Raw genomic sequence first — 16,508 nt, forward strand, 5'->3', positions numbered from 1 at the left:
TGTCCCGGGGTGGCGCCGTGGCCGCACTGCGGCCACGGCACCGGAATTGAACCGTGCGCTCAGTTGGTGAGCGTCACACAGGGAAGGCCGACGCTCGCGCCGCCGCGGAAACCTTCCGCGCACAGCCGGGTGCCCGCCGGAAATCGGCGCTGGGGGTATGCCTGGTCGCGGTAGGTCCGGAACGCGGCGACGTTCTCGGTCTTCGTCCTGGCGCTCCAACCATTCGTGGTCCACACCCGTGCGCTGATCGTGTGGGGCTGATTGGTGTTGACGACCGACACTTCCACCCTGCCCAGGTAGGTGCCCGTGTCGTACGTCTCGATGCAGACCGAATGGTTGCACCACTTGCCGGCCGCCGCGGCCGGGGGTCCGGCGGCGAAGACGATGCCGACCGCTGCAGCCGTTGCCGAAACAGCTGTGATGATCTTCCGAACAACAGTCATGCGCTGGTCAACGACCGCTCGGACCCTTCGTCACGCGGGGGTTAGCCCTACCCGCAGTGGGCGGGTAGCAGGATCGTTTCGGAGATTGCAGCCGGACATGCTGGTCCCCGTTTGTATCGGCGGATTCCCGACCACTTCCCAGGATGTGACTCGTGCGCAAGCAGGCATGGCAAAGTTTCCGTTCTCCCGGACAGGAGCGGGGTGGTCGGCGCAGAGCCGTGCCGGCCGTCGTCGCAGTGGCCGTCGGCGTCATGACGACGGGGGTCCTGGCCCCGCCGACGGCGGCGTTCGCCGCCGTCAGGACGGACACCGTCCAGCAGGGCCTGGACGCGCTCGTGCACTCCGACGGCTTGCCTGCCGCGTTGGCGAGCGTCAACGACCGTAACGGACGCACACATACCTACACCGCAGGAGTCGGCGACCTGGCCACCGGCGCGAAGGTGCCCAAGGACGGGCAGGTGCGCATCGGCAGCAACACCAAGACGTTCACCGCCGTGGTCGTGCTGCAACTCGTCGGTGAAGGGAAGATCGGCCTCGACGCCCCGGTCGACACCTATCTGCCCGGCCTCGTCCGCGGGGAGGGCATCGACGGAAGCCACATCACCGTCCGTCAGCTCCTGCAGCACACCAGCGGACTTCCCAACTACACCGCGTACCTGGGCGACGACGTCCGGTACTACGACCCCCGCGAACTCCTCGGCATCGCTCTCCAGCACAAGGCCGGCTTCGCCCCCGGGGCGAAATGGGAATACAGCAACACGAATTACGTGCTGGCCGGTCTGATCGTCCAGAAGGTCACCGGCCGTCCCCTCGCCGAGGAGATGAACCGGCGCATCATCGAGCGCATAGGGCTGCGCCACACCTATTTCCCCGCCCCCGGTGACGCGACCATCAGAGAACCGCATCCCAAGGGCTACTACCAGGCTTCAGCGGGCGCGCCCCTGCGCGACGTCACGGAAACGGACCCCTCCTGGGGATGGGCGGCAGGTCAGATGATCTCCACCAATTCCGACCTCAACCGGTTCTTCACCGCGCTCCTGGCCGGCCGCCTCCTCCCGGCGGCCCAACTCGCCCAGATGCGTACCACCGTCCCCGCCGGGCACCCCTTCAGCCCTGGCGCCCGCTACGGACTGGGGCTCGTGAGCACGCCGCTGTCGTGCTCCGGTGTCTCCTGGGGGCACGGCGGGAGCATCCCGGGATACGAGACCCGGGGCGGCGTCACCGACGACGGCCGCGCCGCCAACGTCGCGGTGACCGTTCAGCCGGCTGGCGGCGCAGTCATGAAGCATGTCGAGAGCGTCGTGGATGCGGCCCTGTGCCGATGAATCCGCCCCCGGCGGATGAGAAAAGCAAAGGCAAGGAGTTCACCCACTCCTTGCCACTCTCAACATATAGCGCACCGGGGGGCTTGCGGCAAGGCCCCCGTCGTGCCGCAGAATCTCCGTCCGAGGCCAGGACCTGCGGAAATCAGGATTCGCGAAGTACAGCTGCATGCGGCGGCGTATCGGTCTCGGTGAATGGGGGAATGTGATGATCGACGTGATCGTGGTCGGCGGCGGACCGACCGGCCTGATGCTGGCCGGCGAGTTGCGGCTGCACGGCGTGCACGTGGTCGTGCTGGAGAGGCTGAGCGAGCCGACCGAGGAGTCCCGCGGGCGGGGCCTGCACGCGCGCAGCGTCGAGGTGATGGACCAGCGCGGGCTGCTGGAGCGGTTCCTCGCGGTCGGGGAGAAGTTCCAGGTGGGCGGATTCTTCGGCGGCATCCTCAAGCCGTGGCCGGACCGGCTGGACACGGCCCACCCGTACAGCCTGTCGGTCCCGCAGCCGGTCACCGAGCGGCTGCTCAACGAGCGTGCCCTGGAGCTCGGTACCGAGCTCCGGCGCGGCTGCGAGGTGGTCGGGCTGAGCCAGGACGAGGACGGGGTGACCGTCGAGCTGGCGGACGGTACGGAGCTGCGCTCGCGTTACCTCGTCGGGTGCGACGGCGGCCGCAGCCTGGTGCGCAAGCAGCTCGGCGTCGGATTTCCCGGCGAGCCCGCCACGGTCGAGACGCTGCTGGGCGATATGGCGGTGACCGAGGAGCCGGCGACGATCGCCGCCGTCGTCGAGGAGGTCCGCAAGACCCAGCTGCGGTTCGGTGCCATCCCCCTCGGGGACGGGAGGTACCGCCTCGTCGTGCCCGCCGAGGGGGTGGCCGAGGACCGTACGCTCCCGCCGACCCTTGAGGAGTTCAAGCAGCAGCTGCGGGCCTTCGCGGGCACCGACTTCGGCATCCATTCACCGGGCTGGCTCTCCCGCTTCGGCGACGCGACCCGGCTGGCCGAGCGCTACCGGACCGGCCGGGTGCTGCTGGCCGGCGACGCCGCGCACATCCACCCGCCGACCGGCGGGCAGGGGCTCAACCTCGGCGTGCAGGATGCGTTCAACCTCGGCTGGAAGCTGGCCGCCGCCGTGGGCGGCTGGGCGCCGGAGGGGCTGCTGGACAGCTACCACACCGAGCGGCACCCGGTGGCCGCCGCCGTACTGGACAACACCCGTGCGCAGATCACGCTGCTGGGGACCGATCCGGGTGCGACCGCGCTGCGGGAACTGCTCTCGAAGCTCATGGACTTCGAGGAGGTGAACCGGTACGTGACCGAGATGATCACCGCGGTCGGGGTCCGCTACGACTTCGGCGACGGCCACGAACTGCTCGGCCGGCGCATGCGGGACGTCAAGCTCAAGCGGGGCCGCCTCTACGAGCTGATGCACGGCGGCCGCGGGCTGCTGCTCGACCAGACCGGCCGGCTCTCGGTGGAGAGCTGGGCCGACCGGGTCGACCACGTCGTCGACGTCAGCGAGGAACTGGACGTGCCCGCGGTGCTGCTGCGGCCGGACGGCCACGTGGCATGGGCCGGCGAGGACCAGCAGGATCTGCTCGACCGGCTGCCCAGGTGGTTCGGCGCCGCTGCCGGCTGAGCGAGCAGGTGTGTCCTGCACGGGCGGGCCGCGCCGTGGCGGGGAGCGTCAGGCCCGCGCGTGTCCGTACCGGGCACTGAGCAGTGCGAGGTCCGGCTCGCCGAACCGGTCGCGCAGGGCGTGGAACGCGGCGACCTTCTCCGTACCGAACCGGCCCACGTACGCGGCGTAGGCGTCGAAGGAGAGGAAGGCCGGGGGAGTGGCCTTGGTGTGGAACTTGTCCGCGTACATCACCAGCTGCTCCTCGCCGCTCTCCGCCACGTAGTCGGCCACCGGCAGAGGCAGGCCCTGCTGCTCGACGTCCTGCCGCGTGAGCCCGACGCCGGTGTGGCAGGAGCAGAAGCGGCGCAGCCCTGCGGGGAAGCCCTCTTGGCGGAGGATCTCGTCGCCGAGCACCCCGTGGCGGATGTATTCGTCGGGCCTGCGCCGGCCTGCGTCGTCGTAGAGCCGGTAGACGCCGATGTCGTGGAGAAGGGCTCCCGCGCGGACGAGGCCGGCATCGAGCCGGTGGCCGTCGGCGGCCAGCAGCTGCTCGGCGACCCGCCAGACGATCTCGCAGTGCGTGTACACGAGGTCGAGCAGCTCGCGCGTCGGCGCGTACTTCTCATGCAGGGCGCGTATGTCGTCGACCGTCGGCAGCATCACGGCGGGAGCGTAGCAATCCGTGCGTCACGCTTCCGCGACGGCCTCCAGTGGGCTCAGGGCGGCTGCCCGGCGGGCCGGGACGGCGGCCGCGACCGCGCCGATCGCGAGGGACAGCAGGCACACGAGGAGCAGCGTTCCCCAGGGCAGCACCAGGGAGTACTGCTCCATCGCGCCGTTGGCCAGCGAGCCGACCGCCCAGGCGCCGAACAGGCCGCCCGCCAGGCCGAGGAGGGTGCCGAACGCGGCGACGGTCACCGATTCCAGGCGGATCATCCGGCGGATGCCGGCGCGGTCCATGCCGACGGCGCGGAGGACGCCGATCTCGCGGGTGCGTTCGGCGACCGACATGGCCATGGTGTTCACGATGCCGAGCGCGCCGATCACGACGCCGATGGCCAGCATTCCGTACATCACGTTCAGCAGGCCGGCCATGGTGCCGGCGGCCTCCCGGACGAGCTGCTTCCGGTCCTGGACCTTCAGGAGGGGGCTGTTGCCCACGGCGGTGCGCAGCCGGTTCTCGGTGGTCTTCGAGACCGTGCCGGCGTCGGTGCGGACGAGGATCCGCTGGACGGAGCCGGGCTTGAAGCTGTTCGTCGTGACCTCGGCACGGGCGCCGAGCGCGTCGTGCGCGATGGGGTTGTCCTTGTAGACGCCCACGACGGTGTACTGCGTGAACTCCTGGCCGGGGCCCATGTGGGCGTTGACCCGGCCGCCGGTGGTCACGCCGTTCTCCCGGGCGAGGGTGCTGGAGAGGGCGATCCGGCCCGGCCCGAGATCCTTGACGGAGCCGCTGGTGAAGTCGAGCTTCATGACGGCGCCCACGGTGTCGGGGTCGACGCCGGAGATGTCCCGGACACCGCCGCCGATGAACAGGGTGGAGTCCGTGACGGCGGTCGCGGTCCGCACCCCCGCGGTGCCGGCCACCCGCCGGACGGCGGCCGGGTCGACTCCGGTCGTGGTGGTGTGCGAGCTGATCACGTAGTCGGCGCCGAGCCCGGCTGCGGCCTGGCGGTCGAGTGCCTGCCCGGTCGAGTTCCCGATGACGGCGAGTCCGGCGACGAGTGCGGTGCTGATCATCAAGGTGGCGGCAGTGGCCGCGGTGCGCCGCGGGTCGCGCAGCGCGTTCTCGCGGGCCAGGTGTCCGGTGAGCCCGAAGCGGCCGGTCAGGCGCCCGGTCAGCCGGATCACGGGGGCGGCGAGCAGCGGCGCCAGCACGATCAGGGCGGCGACGAGGACGGCGCAGCCGAGCATCGCGCTCTGCAGGTTCTCCTCCGAGGCGTCCTTCGCCCCCGTGAGCGAGATCAGCCGACCGGCACCGACGACGAGGAGGACGAGGCCCGCCGCGCCGCGGGTCCGGGACCGGGAGGCGGAGGGCTGTTCGGCCGTGCGCATCGCCTCGACGGGCGCGATCTTCGCCGCCCTGCGGGCCGGCAGCCACGCGGCGAGCACGGTGACGCCCACCCCCACGCCGAGCGCCGCCACGATCGAGCGCGGGCCGATCACGAGGGAACCGTGGGGCAGTGTGTTCCCGCCGGTGCTCAGGAGGCCGGGGAGCACGGAGGCGATGCCGAGGCCGAGCAGGAAACCGGCCGCCGATGCGACGAGGCCGACGAGGAGGGCCTCCAGGAGGACGGAGCGGGCCACCTGACGACGCGTGGCGCCGATCGCCCGCAGCAGCGCGATCTCACGGGTGCGCCGCGCCACGAGCATGGTGAAGGTGTTGATGATGAGGAACGAGCCGATGAAGAGCGATACCCCGGCGAAGACCATCGGCAGCTTCTCGTAGCCCCGGGTCAGGGTGTCGACGAGGACGGCCTGCCGGCCGGCCTGGGCGGCGCCGGTGGTGGCCTCGGCCCGGTCGGCCGGGAGCACGGCGGTGACCCGGCGGGACAGCTCGGACTGGTCGGTGCCGGGCGCGGCGGACAGGTCGATCCCGGTGTAGTGGCCCGGGGAGGCGAAGAGCCGCTGGCCGGTCGCCTTGTCGAACAGGGCGAGGGTGCCGCCGGCGGTCACCCGGGTGTCCTTGGTGCTGACGATGCCGACGAGCCGCTTGGTCATGACCGGTCCGTCGGTGGCCAGGGTGACCGTGTCACCGATGCGGAGGTGGCCTGCGGTGGCGGTGCCGCGGTCCACGGCGAGTTCCTCGCCGTTCGTCGGGGCGCGGCCCTTGACCAGGGGGTAGCGGCTGTCCTTGCCGTCCTTGCCCGGTACGTAGGCGGCGGCCAGGTTCGCCCCCGCCTTGACCCGCAGCGGAGTGCCGTCCGCGGCGTTCAGGGCGGCCGAGCCGTCGGCCGACGGCCGTACGGCGGCGACGCCGGGCACGTCGGCCAGTTTCCGCGCGAGCGCGTCGTCGAGCACGCCGGCCTGCTGGTCCGCGGGCCCCCGGGACGGGGACTCCTTCGCGGTCACGGTGACCGCGATGTGGGCGAAGTTCTTGGAGGCGGCGGCGCGGTGGGCTTCGGCGGTGGAGTCCGCGAAGACGAGGGTGCCGCTGACGAACGCGACACCGAGGCAGACCGCGAGGACGGTCATGAGCAGACGGGCCTTGTGCGCCAGGAGGTTGCGCAGGGCTGTTCTCAGCATGAGGGGCTTTCGGGGACGTGGGCTCGACGGACACGAGCAGGTGGCGGGTGGCGGGTGCAGGTGACGGGTTCGGCCCTCGGGCGAGGGCGGGTCAGCCGGTGTGCGAGCGGGGGTCGAATGCCTTCATGCGGTCCAGAACCCGGTCCGCGGTGGGCCGCGTCATGTCGTCGACCAGGTGGCCGTCGGAGAGGAAGACCACGCGGTCGGCGTAGCCGGCGGCGACGGGGTCGTGGGTGACCATGACCACGGTCCGGCCGAGTTCGCGCACCGAGTCGCGCAGGAAGCCGAGGACCTCGGCCCCGGCGCGGGAGTCGAGGTTGCCGGTGGGCTCGTCACCGAAGACGATCGCGGGGCGCGAGGCCAGGGCGCGGGCGACCGCGACGCGCTGCTGCTGCCCGCCGGACAGCTGTGCGGGCCGGTGGCCGAGGCGCTGGGAGAGGCCGACCATGGAGATCACGCGGTCCAGCCACTGCTGGTCGGGGCGGCGTCCGGCAATGGTCAGCGGCAGGGTGATGTTCTCCAGGGCGGTGAGGGTCGGGAGCAGGTTGAACGCCTGGAAGATGAAGCCGATGCGGTCGCGGCGCAGCTGGGTGAGCTGCCGGTCGTCGAGCGTGCCGAGTTCGGTGGTGCCGATGCGCACGGAGCCGGAGCTGGGCGAGTCGAGCCCCGCGGCGCAGTGCATCAGGGTGGACTTGCCGCAGCCGGAGGGGCCCATGATCGCGGTGAACTCGCCCTCGCGGAAACCGATGCTGATCCGGTCCAGGGCCACGACCTCGGTGTCGCCGCTGCCGTAGACCTTCGTCAGGTCGGTGGCGGCGGCCGCGATCCCCGGCGTCGTGTGCAGCGCGTGCGGGGCAAAGGGGTCGACGGTCACAGGGGACTCCTCTTCGGGTGCGGAAACGGTGCACTTCGAAGGGTGTCGGGGGAACGTATCGGGCCCTGGGCCGCTGTGTATCGGCGTCCGCGCTGCTGTGCAGCAGTTGTGCAGCGGCCGTGTCATGGGCGGGCCGGGGTGGGGCCCGGTGGTCAGGCCGGCAGGCGCAGGGTGGCGACGGCGCCGCCGTCCGGGGCGTTGTCCAGGCGCAGCTCGGCGCCGAGGAGCCGGGCCTGCCCCAGGGCGATGGTCAGGCCCAGGCCGTGGCCCGAGCCGCGCTCCGCCGCCCCCGTGTGGAACCGGCGCGGGCCGTGGAGGAGCAGGTCCGCCGGGAAGCCGGGTCCGTGGTCGCGGACGACGACCGTACGGCCCTCGACGGCGACCTGCACCGGGGTGTCCCCGTGCCGATGGGCGTTGACGATGAGGTTGCCGACGATCCGCTCCAGGCGGCGCGGGTCGGTCTCCACGGTCGTGGCATCCGCTGCTTGTGCGCTGGTGCCTGCGGGTGCGTGTTCCGTGCCGGCGACGGTGACCTCGGTGTCGAGGCCGGTGCGTACGACGGCCTCGGAGACGACGGCGCCGAGCGGGACACGGGCACGGACCGGCTGTTCGGCGCCGGCGTCCAGCCGGGAGATCTCCAGCAGGTCCTCGACCAGGCCGCGCAGATCGCGCACCCGGGCGCGGAGCAGGTCCTCCGTCTCGCCGGCCGGCAGCAGGTCGACGGCCGCCAGCAGACCCCCGACGGGGGTGCGCAGTTCGTGGGCCACGTCCGCGGTGAACTGGCGTTCGGTGCGCAGCCGGCGGCCGAGGCTGTCGGCCATGAGGTCGACGGTGGCGGCGATGTCGGCCACCTCGTCGCGGCCCTTGGTGGGCCCGGTCCGGGCGTCCAGGTCTCCGGCGGAGATCCGGCCCGCGGTCTCGGAGACCCGCCGCAGCCTGCGGGCGAGCAGTCCGGCACCGTAGGCCGCCAGGGGCACGGCCGCCGCGAGGGCGACCAGCGAGGCCACCGCCATGCTCATGTCCAGCTGGCGCAGGGTGTGGAGCTGCGGGCTCATGTTGACCCGGACGGCAAGCACCCGGCTGCCCGGGCCGCCGGTCCGCTGGGCGGCCCAGACGCTCGGCCCCAGATTGCCCTCGACGTGCTCGTCGTAGGCCGTGTGCCGGTCGCCGTCGGCAGGGTGACGCAGGGCGGCGGGCAGGTCGACCGGATCGAGCTCGGCACCGTCCACCAGCGTTCCGGTACGCCGGTAGACGTCCATGGCCGAGTACACGCCGTTGAACGCCTGCGCTTCGGCCTGGTCGCGGACGTCTTGCGCGGTCCATACGTGCACCAGCACGCCCACCGCCACTGCCACCAGGCACGCTGTGGCCGCGGCCAGGGCGGCGATCTTCCAGCGCAGGGACGGGCGGGCCGGTCGCAACCGGGGGAACGGGCGCACCGGCCTCAGCGCCTGAGCTTGTAGCCGAAGCCGCGGACCGTCTCGATCCGCTCCCGCCCCAGCTTCCTGCGCAGCCGCTGCACGCACAGGTCCACGACCCGGCTGTCGCCGTCCCAGCCGTAGTCCCAGACATCGCGCAGCAAGGTGTGCCGGTCGAGGACGACGCCGGGGTGGGCGGCGAACTCAAGGAGCAGTTTCAGTTCGGTGGGGGTCAGTGCCACCGGGCTTCCGGAGAGGAACACCTCCATGCCGGCGGTGTCGATGGTCAGCTCCCCGAAGACCAGCACCCGCCCGTGCCCCTCGGACGGCGGCCCCTCGACCGGCGCCTGCCCGGGGCCCGGTGCGGGTGCGTAGGTCGCCCGTCGCAGCAGCGAGCGGATGCGGGCCACGAGGACGTAGGTGTCCACGGGCTTGACCACGTAGTCGTCCGCCCCGGCCTCCAGACCGGCGACGACGTCGAGCCCGTCGCCGCGGGCGGACATCATCAGAACGGGCACCAGACTGGTCTCCCGGACCCTGCGGCACAGGCCGATCCCGTCCAGGCCGGGCAGCATCACGTCCAGGATCAGCAGGTCGAAGCTCTCCTTGCGAAAGAGCTCAAGCCCCGCAAGACCGTCGGCCGCGGCCTTCATCCCGTAGCCGTAGCGTTCGAGGGCGACGGTGAAGGACCGGCGCATCAGGTCGTCGTCCTCCACCAGCAGCACACGAACGGTGGGCGGAGAGGCCCCAGCCGGGGCGGACGAGGACACGGGCGGATGGCTCCTGAAGGGATGCACGGACGTACGGACGGTCTGGGCGGGGCGACGATCCCGGCTGCATGTACGCAGTCGGTGACCGCCGCGGCCTGCAACGGAACGATACGGCAGCCACTGCGCGGGCTCCCGGCACCGCGGGTCGGCGCACTGATCCGATGGACAACCAAGCGCTGCCTGATACGCAGCGGATACAAAGCCCGCCCAGGACAGCACGCCGCTCCGGGGCGGAGGGCGTGGCCGGCTCAGCCCGCCAGCCGCTCCCGCAGCAGCCGCTTGTCCGGCTTGCCCGCCGCCGTCAGCGGAATCGCGGGCACCAGGTGGAGGGCTTCGGGGGCGTAGAGGCGCCCCTTGCGGGCGGTGACGAAGTCCCGGATCTCCGCCGGCGAGGGCCGCTGTCCGGCGGCGGGCACCACGGCGGCGTGGACGTGCTCCACCGATTCCTCGTCCCGGCTGCCGAAGACCGCGCACCGGGCGACGGCAGGATGGCTCAGCAGCAGCTCCTCCAGCTCCGTCGGGTACACATGGCCCCCGACGACCACGATCATGTCCTTGATCCGGTCGACGATGTAGAGGTAGCCGTCCTCGTCGAGATAACCGACGTCGCCCGTGTGCACCCAGCCGTCCCGCAGCACCTCGGCCGTCAGCTCCGGCTGCTTCCAGTAACCGGACATCACATGCGGCGTGCGCACCTGCACCTCGCCCCGCTCCCCGGGCGGCAGGGTGGTGCCGTCGGCGTCCCGGATGGCGATCTCCACCCCGGGCACGGCCCGGCCGACCGTCAGATGCCCGCCACCGCCGGTCCTCGTCTGCTCCGCGGGGCCCGCTTCGGTGATGTGGTGCGCCTCGGCCTGCCCGTACAGGCCGTAGAGGACGGGCCCCAGGGCCTCGGCCGCCTGTCGCATCCTGGCCGCCGAGGCGGGGGTGCCGCCGTAGCTGATCCGGCTCAGGCTGGACAGATCGGTGCCGGGCAGGTCCGGGTGGTCCAGCAGCCGGTAGAGCAGCGGCGGCAGCAGCCAGGTGTGGGTGACGCGCTCCCGCTCGATCGTGGCCAGGACGTCCCCGGGCTCGAAGCCGTGCCGCAGGACGGCCGAGCCGCCCTGGCGGAGCGTCATGTCGATGAAGACGCCGGCGAGATGGGCGAGCGCGGTGCACGCCAGGAAGCGGGGCGGGTCGCCGGCGTCGGCGAACCGGTGGTCCAGGCCCTGCCGGTAGGGGCCGTGGGTGGTCCTGATGCCCTTGGGCACTCCGGTGGTGCCGCCGGTGTGGCGGACGCACCAGTCGTCGTCCGGACCCACCAGGCCGCCCATCGGCCGGGCGGGCCGGCGGGCGGCCGCGGCCAGGACGTCCTCGGCGAAGCCGCTCGGTCCCAGGGAGAGCATCGGGGGAACGCCGGCGATCTTCCCGAGCTCCTCGGCGGTGTCGTGCCGCCGGTCGTCCACCAGCAGGAGGGCGCACTCCACGCTCGCCATGATCGCGGCCATGGTCGGCGGGCTCATGCCCTCGTAGAGGCCGACGACGCGGGCGCCGGCCAGATTGGCGGCGTAGCGGGCGACGATGGCCTCGGCGGTGTTGCCGGTGAGCAGGGTGACCGTGGTGCCGCGGACCACCCCGCGCTCCGCCAGCTCTCCGGCGAGCCGGAGCACCTGGTCCCGGAGCTCGCCCGCGCTGATCACCCGCCCCTCGGCCGTGGTGACGGCCGGCCGTCCGGGCCCCTCGGACAGGGTGTCGAGGACGGCCTCCACGTAGCTGCCGAAACCGCCGTCCCGGGTGTCGTCTCGCTGGCTCATCGCTGTTCTCCCTCGTCGGAACCGGTGGACGGACCCGACGCTAGTGGTGGCCCCTCATACCTTCCACGACCTGTTCCGCCATGAACTCATGACCCCGGAGGCATGATCCGGTCCCATGGCCAGCCGGCGGAAGTCCTGGGCGGCGGGGGAGAGGTAGGCGTCCCGGCGCCACACGAGGGTCAGCGTCCGGTGGCAGTCCGCGGCGTCCAGCCGCAGCCAGACCACCGGGCTGTGCCCGCCGATGGTCTGCCGCGCGACGGCGGGCATGAGACCGAGGCCCAGTCCGGCGCCGATCAGCTCGGGGGTGGCGGCGGCCTCGTCGCCCTCGCAGACCACCTTCGGCGTGAGCCCCTCGCGGGCGAAGAGCCGCTCCAGCATGGCGCGCTGCCAGTGGCCGGGGCGGGTGCTGACGAACTCCTCGTCCGCCAGCTCCGCCACCGCCACGCGCTCCCGTCCGGCCAGCGGATGCCCGGGTGGCACGGCCAGCAGCACCTCCTCCCGCACCAGCTCCACCGCACACAGCCCGGGGCCGGACAGCGGCTGGGAGGCGACCACGAAGTCCACCTCGCCGGAGCGCAGATGACGCCGCATCGCGTCCGGCGGCGCCTGGAACAGCCGCACCCCCACCCCGGGGCGGTGCGCGCGGAGGGCGGCCAGCACTCCGCCCAGCTGGACCAGGGTCTCGGCGGCGACGGCGACCCGGCCCGGGCCGTCACCGGCGGCATCGGCCATCTCCCGGCGGGCGTCGTCGAGTTCCGCCAGCGCCCGCTCGACCCGGCGCAGGAAGGCGGCGCCGTGCTCGTTGAGTCGTATGCGCCGGCCCTGGCGGTCAAAGAGCGGAACGCCGAGTTCTGATTCAAGCCGGATGATGGTCCGGCTCACCGACGGCTGGGCGACCCGGAGTTCCTCCGCGGCCCGGCTGATGTGCTGGTGACGGGCCACGGCCTGGAAATATCGCAGTGACAGCAGATCCATGACGACAGTCTCGCCGGATGATCAAGGCCACTGCCGGTCCGCCCATGACGGAGGCCGTCCTCCTGCAGCAGGACGACCGACCGCCTCAAGCACCGATCAGCTGACGACGACCTCCAGGCCGCCGGCCTCCGTGATGCGGACGGTGACAGCGCCGAGGTCGGCTGCCACGGCATCCGCCTTCAGCTCCTCCTCGGGGTGCGTCGTGGTCACAGCGATGGTCGCCATACCGGCTGCCCGCGCTGCCTCCAGGCCCACCGGTGCGTCCTCGACGACTATGCAACGGGCGGGATCCACGCCGAGCCGCTCGGCAGCGACGAGGAACGGCGCCGGATGGGGTTTGTGCTCGGGGGCGTCCTCCACGGCGACCAGGCACCCGGGGTCGATGCCGGCCTGAGTGAGGCGCGCCATGGCCACCCGCCGGGTGCCGGACGTCACGACGGCCCAGCGGTCCGCAGGCAGCGAGGCGAGCAGCTCCAGAGCGCCGGGAACCGGCGTGACTCCGCTCGCAGCGGCCACCTCGGCGTCCTCAAGGAGCCGGAGCGCCTCGGGAACCCGGCCGGCCGGGAGGAGATCGCCTACGATCGCGGCCGCCGGGCGGCCGTGAAACCCGACCCGGAGGACGTCCTCAGGGGTCAGGCCGTACGACGCGACCCACCGGGTCCACGCAGGAATGACCGTGCGGACCGAGTGGACCAGCGTTTCGTCGCTGTCGAACAACAGAGCGTCTGCCGAAAAGTGCATGCCGGGAAGCGTAAACGTATACGGGTTCGAATGAAGGTCCGTTCCGTATGTGCACGCTCAACGCGGCCAGAGCTGGAGCAGCCACTCCTCCGCGCCGTGGAAGTGGGTCTCTCCCGCCGCGTGCCGGAGCCGTGCCGCCTCGCGGCCCCGGCTCGCGGCACGCAGCCCGTAGGCGCCGGGGCCGCCGAGGTCGACGGGATCCCCGGCCGGGCGGCCGTCCCATTCCTCGATCCGCACGATGCCACTGTCGTACAGGCGGAACTCCACCGTGTCCACCGTGTCCCAGTCACCCGGCGGCGCGGGCGGTTCCCCGGACCACGCTTCCAGCCGGACGTGCGGGCGGAAGTCGGTGCTGCCGCACCGGAACACGGCTCCGCCCGGCCCGCGAAGGACGGTCCAGCGCTTGGGTGCGGAACCGCAGGCGCTCTGGGGATCCGCACCGTCCTCCACACCCCTCAGGTGAAAGGTGAAGTACGCGATGCGCGGCTGGACGTCACGGGTGGCGAACGGTTCGGTGGGAGGCGGCACGGCCGTCACCGGATTCCCTCCAGTGGTCAGCTCCTGATGTGGACGTAGAACGGGTCGCTGTCGAGGATACGGTCCAGCTTGTAGAACTCGGCGATCTTCTCGCCGCCCTTGCGGTTGTCCTCGGCCGGGATGGCCTTGACCGCGTAGTTGAGGTGCGCCGGGTTCGCCCCCGCGCTCTGATAGGTGGAGGCGAAGGGGTACTCGTCGCACTGCAGGCCGCGCTGGGCGTAGCCGGGCCAGTAGCGCTCGCAGGCGGCGCGGACGCGGGTGCGGCTGCGGTCCTGGGTGGCCTGGTCGTAGTAGTTCCGCGTCAGCGGCTCACCGCTGCTGGGAGCACCGGGAACGTCCTTGGCCGCGTAGACGGGCATGGTGCGCCTCGGGCGGAACTGCGCGTCGCGGATGTTGCCCGCGGTCTGCCGCACCTCGCGGTCGCGGATGCTGATGCTGTTCATCACGGGGATGACGACGTCGAAGACGCAGGCGCTGCTCCGGCCGGGGATGTAGGTCGCGCTGTCGCAGCGGAAGCCGCCGCGCCCGGTGGTGAGGGACTTGGTGCGGCTGCCCTGAATGCCGGTGAAGGACTGGGTGATGTTGTAGTAGGCCCGCTTGTCCGGCGAGTCGCCCTCCTGCGCGGTGTTGAACCAGTGGTACGAGGCGTTGAACCGCTGCCATTCGGCGAGCGTGTCGGTGCGGCCGTTGCCGGCCTCGGCGTTGCAGTGCGGGGAGCCGGTCAGGTTGTCGCAGCTGATGCCGTGGCGCAGGCGCAGGCCGCTGACGTCGCCCTTGACCTCGACCTTGTCCAGCAGGGTGCCGTAGTAGATGCGGCGCTGGTTGTCGTAGCCCTGACCGATGGTGGTGGCGCGGAACGTGAAGGACCCGACGGGGTAGCACCCGAAGATCCAGCACCGCTGCTTGTAGAGGGTCTGTGTGGTCCCCTGGCAGTGGAAGAAGTGGTCGATGGTCCAGCCGTAGGTGCGGTACGTCTTGTCGTTCCCCATGCAGACGTTGATGTCCGGCGTGGTGCGGCGGATGCCGACGCCCTGCGCTTCTGCGCTTCGCCCGCCCTGCTGGGCGAGCGTGCGCGCCGTGCGGCCTTCGCGCTCCAGTGCGTGCAGTGTGCTTGCGGCGTCCATGCGTTCCTGGACGTCCTGCGGGCTCTCCTTGGGTATCCCCTTCTGGGCACGCCGGTCGTCGAGGCGGAACGAGGGAGCGGTTCCGGGGACCTGGGCGGGGTCCTCGCCGACGATGGTGACGTCGGTGTAACCCGCCGTTTCCGACGGGGCGTTCGCGGCGGCCGCCGGTACGGCCAGGGCGAGGCAGAGCCCTATGGCGCCGGCCGCTGTGGCCAGTGAACGTTTCACGAGACGGTGTCCTCCCGTTTGTCGGCGGCGCCGCCGCAGGGCAGGATGCGATGTCGCTCCGCGGGCGGCATACGCCATGGACATGACACCTCGCGCAGCCTAGTGCCCCTGCCGTGCCGTCTTCGCCGCGACGCCTGCACTTGGCCGGTTCTGGGTGGGGCGTTCCGCCGTACGGCCTGCTCACCGCCGGCCACTGTCGGCCCGTACCGTACGGATCCGGTCACTTGCGGGGGGAAGCGACCGGACCGTCCCCGGACAGGGGAGCCGAAACGTGACGACCCCCCAATGTCGCGGCGTCAGGAAGGCACCGAGTAGTTCCCCCAGGAAATGGTGACGCCCGCGGGTCCGGTGTTGTCCGCGGCGGCGTGCGTCAGCGTGGCTTTCACCGGGTCGAAGTAACTGTCGCCGCCGTGGCCGCCCTGGCCGCCACCACCACCGGCGCCGCCGCCCCCGCCACCGCCGCCACCGCCGCCGGAATGCCAGCCCGCACCTCCACCCCAGCCGCCGCCTCCGCCACCGCCGCCACCGAAGCCGGACTGACCTTCGCTCCCGTCGGACGGCCGTGGCCCACCGCTTCCGTTGGCGCCACCCCGGCCGCCCTGGCCGCCTAAACCGCCGGTGCCTCCCGAGCCGCCCCAGCCACCACAGTAGGACTCACCCTGTGCACCGGGCGACCCTCCACCACCGCCCTGCCGCCCGCTGCCGGCGCTTCCGTCGCCGGTGTCACTGTCCCGGGCGCTCCCGCCGCCGCCGGCGCGGGAGGTCGTGGCGCCACCCCCTCCGTTGCCTCCGTAACCGGGGTTGTAGAGGCCCCATTTCGAGCCGTCACCGCCGCGGTCACCGCCGCTTCCGTCGCGCCCGCCGGCCCCTGCGCCACCCGAGCCGCCCGCTGTCGTGCCACCGGCGCTCGTGACCACGCCCGCATCGCCCCCGGCGCCGCCGTTTCCCCCGCCGCCACCGGAGCCGGCGCTTCCGCCGCCACCACCGCTGGCGGACCCGTCACCGCCCTTGCCGCCGTGACTGCCGTCACCGCCCCGGCCGCCCGACTCGCCCGCATCTCCCCCGCTCCCCGCACCCACGACGAGGGCGCCCTTGTGGGAGACCCGGGCCGCGGCGCCCGAGGCGCCGTCACGGGCGATGCGGACGGTGAGCCGGTCGCCGGGGTTCACGTACAGCAGGGCCTTGATGCTCGCGCCCTTGCCGCCGCTGACGCCGTCGGCGGACCGGCCGCCGGCGCCGCGCAGGTCGAGGCGGAGGAGAGTGACGCCGTCCGGGACGGTGAACGGCTGGTCCTGGTCCTGGCCCGTGTGGGCGAAGTCCTTGCTGCCCTCGGGGTTGAGGATGGTGTAGTGACCGCCGGAGAGCGTGACGGCGCCGTTGACGGTCACGCCACCGCCGATCGTGACGTTGCCTGCCATG

At 72.2% G+C, this 16,508-nt stretch carries 14 protein-coding genes; 2 read left to right on the forward strand and 12 right to left on the reverse strand.

The window, feature by feature from the left end; genetic code table 11:
* Positions 1-59: 59 nt before the first annotated feature.
* A complete protein-coding gene (locus LE181_RS04170) occupies positions 60-443 on the reverse strand; it encodes a hypothetical protein (RefSeq protein ID WP_225659637.1) in 384 nt (127 codons plus the stop codon).
* Positions 444-661: 218 nt separating this feature from the next.
* Between LE181_RS04170 and LE181_RS04175 the strand changes: the two genes are divergently transcribed.
* Both LE181_RS04175 and rox read left to right on the forward strand, forming a co-directional pair.
* Positions 662-1,768, forward strand: coding sequence for a serine hydrolase domain-containing protein (locus LE181_RS04175; protein ID WP_225659682.1), 1,107 nt, complete (start codon positions 662-664; stop codon positions 1,766-1,768).
* Positions 1,769-1,973: 205 nt separating this feature from the next.
* Positions 1,974-3,401 carry a rifampin monooxygenase gene (gene rox, locus LE181_RS04180; protein WP_225659639.1) on the forward strand — a complete coding sequence of 476 codons (1,428 nt, stop codon included), beginning with the start codon at positions 1,974-1,976 and terminating at the stop codon, positions 3,399-3,401.
* A gap of 48 nt (positions 3,402-3,449) precedes the next feature.
* On the opposite strand, the gene LE181_RS04185 is transcribed toward rox, so the two are convergent.
* From LE181_RS04185 to LE181_RS04235, 11 genes are all read right to left on the reverse strand, one after another.
* Complete coding sequence (locus LE181_RS04185; RefSeq protein WP_263868433.1) at positions 3,450-4,043, reverse strand: HD domain-containing protein; 594 nt, start codon at positions 4,041-4,043, stop codon at positions 3,450-3,452.
* 27 nt (positions 4,044-4,070) lie between these two features.
* The gene (locus LE181_RS04190; protein WP_225659642.1) at positions 4,071-6,629 is read right to left on the reverse strand and encodes an ABC transporter permease; all 2,559 of its coding nucleotides are present in this window, start codon (positions 6,627-6,629) and stop codon (positions 4,071-4,073) included.
* Positions 6,630-6,720: 91 nt separating this feature from the next.
* Positions 6,721-7,503, reverse strand: coding sequence for an ABC transporter ATP-binding protein (locus LE181_RS04195; protein ID WP_372458238.1), 783 nt, complete (start codon positions 7,501-7,503; stop codon positions 6,721-6,723).
* Positions 7,504-7,655: 152 nt separating this feature from the next.
* The gene (locus LE181_RS04200) at positions 7,656-8,942 is read right to left on the reverse strand and encodes a sensor histidine kinase (RefSeq protein ID WP_225659644.1); all 1,287 of its coding nucleotides are present in this window, start codon (positions 8,940-8,942) and stop codon (positions 7,656-7,658) included.
* Between the two features lie 5 nt (positions 8,943-8,947).
* Entirely contained in the window at positions 8,948-9,691 is a 744-nt protein-coding gene (gene cseB / locus LE181_RS04205) for a two-component system response regulator CseB (protein ID WP_308103064.1), read from the reverse strand.
* Between the two features lie 248 nt (positions 9,692-9,939).
* On the reverse strand, positions 9,940-11,484 hold the full coding sequence (locus LE181_RS04210) for an AMP-binding protein (RefSeq protein ID WP_225659646.1): 1,545 nt from the start codon (positions 11,482-11,484) through the stop codon (positions 9,940-9,942).
* Between the two features lie 54 nt (positions 11,485-11,538).
* A complete protein-coding gene (locus LE181_RS04215; protein WP_225659647.1) occupies positions 11,539-12,459 on the reverse strand; it encodes a LysR family transcriptional regulator in 921 nt (306 codons plus the stop codon).
* A 96-nt stretch (positions 12,460-12,555) separates the two neighbouring features.
* Positions 12,556-13,200, reverse strand: coding sequence for an HAD family hydrolase (locus tag LE181_RS04220; protein WP_225659649.1), 645 nt, complete (start codon positions 13,198-13,200; stop codon positions 12,556-12,558).
* 57 nt (positions 13,201-13,257) lie between these two features.
* A complete protein-coding gene (locus tag LE181_RS04225; RefSeq protein WP_225659651.1) occupies positions 13,258-13,728 on the reverse strand; it encodes a hypothetical protein in 471 nt (156 codons plus the stop codon).
* 26 nt (positions 13,729-13,754) lie between these two features.
* Positions 13,755-15,089 carry a NucA/NucB deoxyribonuclease domain-containing protein gene (locus tag LE181_RS32395; protein WP_225659653.1) on the reverse strand — a complete coding sequence of 445 codons (1,335 nt, stop codon included), beginning with the start codon at positions 15,087-15,089 and terminating at the stop codon, positions 13,755-13,757.
* A 296-nt stretch (positions 15,090-15,385) separates the two neighbouring features.
* Positions 15,386-16,507 carry a hypothetical protein gene (locus tag LE181_RS04235; protein WP_225659690.1) on the reverse strand — a complete coding sequence of 374 codons (1,122 nt, stop codon included), beginning with the start codon at positions 16,505-16,507 and terminating at the stop codon, positions 15,386-15,388.
* Between the last annotated feature and the right edge of the window lies 1 nt (position 16,508).

Source organism: Streptomyces sichuanensis, assembly GCF_020328095.1.
Lineage (GTDB): Bacteria > Actinomycetota > Actinomycetes > Streptomycetales > Streptomycetaceae > Streptomyces > Streptomyces cinnamoneus.